The organism is Arsenicibacter sp. R0_47 (assembly GCF_057652235.1).
In genome coordinates this window covers 1-1,196 of sequence record NZ_JBYFCJ010000096.1, presented here as the reverse complement: position 1 = coordinate 1,196, position 1,196 = coordinate 1, and the positions used below count along the sequence as shown (strand labels likewise).

Annotated in this window: 1 pseudogene; it reads right to left on the bottom strand. The window is 47.4% G+C overall.

The annotated features are described in order from the left end of the window. Positions 1 to 39 precede the first annotated feature (39 nt). Positions 40 to 1,121, bottom strand: a pseudogene (locus AC23NW_RS36150) (IS3 family transposase). Between the last annotated feature and the right edge of the window lie 75 nt (positions 1,122 to 1,196).

Sequence of the window (1,196 nt, the reverse complement as noted above, 5' to 3'; positions counted from 1 at the left end):
TGTCCTTACCCCGTTATATGAGCCAGTTTTGACTGGAGTTTAAGCCGCCTGTCGGTATTCGACCGGTGTCATAAACTTCAACGCCTGATGGGGTCGTTCCGTATTATACTCCACCAGCCAGCCCCCCACCGTTCGGCGCACTTGCGCCAGACTACTGAACAGATTGGCGTTTAGTACTTCCCGCCGGAAGGTGCCATTAAATCGTTCGATATACGCATTTTGGGTCGGCTTCCCTGGCTCAATCCAGTGCAAGATTACTTTTTTGTCAGCACACCAATCTCGCAGCGTTTGACTGATGAACTCTGGGCCATTGTCGCTTCGTAACCGCTCCGGTTTTCCAAATTGTTCTACTAGCTGATCTAATAGCCTGGTTACTCGCTGAGCAGGCAAGGAGTAGTCTACTTCGATTCCCAATGCTTCCCGATTAAAATCATCTATCACGTTTAAGGTGCGAAATTTACGGCCATCTGTTAAGGCATCAGTTGTGAAATCCAATGACCAACACTCATTACAAGCTATCGCTTTAGGTAACGGTTGTCGAACTGATTCAGGTAATCGCTTTTTCAACTTACGGGGCAGGCTTAACCCTGCTTCCCGGTATAAACGCCTGACACGCTTATGATTAGCCGTTTCACCTTGCTTGCGCAACTTCTTATGAATCTTCAACAAACCCCAGTGTTTATAGCGTTTAGCTACCTGTCTAATACGGTCTTGAAGGGCCTTGTCTTTCTCCTTAATGGCCACCGGCTCGGCCATTGAGTTCCGGCTCAGGCCTGTCCAACGGCAGGCTTTGCGTTGGCTGATCTGCTTTTCAGCGACCATCCACTTGACCAACGCTCTGCGTTCAACAGGCCCTACCACTTTTTTTGTAGAGCTTCCTTGATGATCTCGTGTTGCAAACTTAGTTCAGCATACATCTTTTTCAGCCGTCGATTTTCGTCTTCGAGGTCTTTTAGTCGCTTAACTTCTGAAACCTGCATACCGCCATACTTAGCTTTCCAATTGTAAAAAGTGGCCTCACTAACGCCATGTTCGCGACTGATCTGAGCGACGGTTTGTCCGCTATCCTGCTGCTTAAGAATCGCTACGATTTGCGATTCGGAGAATTTGCCTTGTTTCATTTCCCTTTTGGTTACCAATGAAAGTTAGTTTTTTTACTCTACTTTTCACTGGCTCACTTTCGGGGGATCAGGACA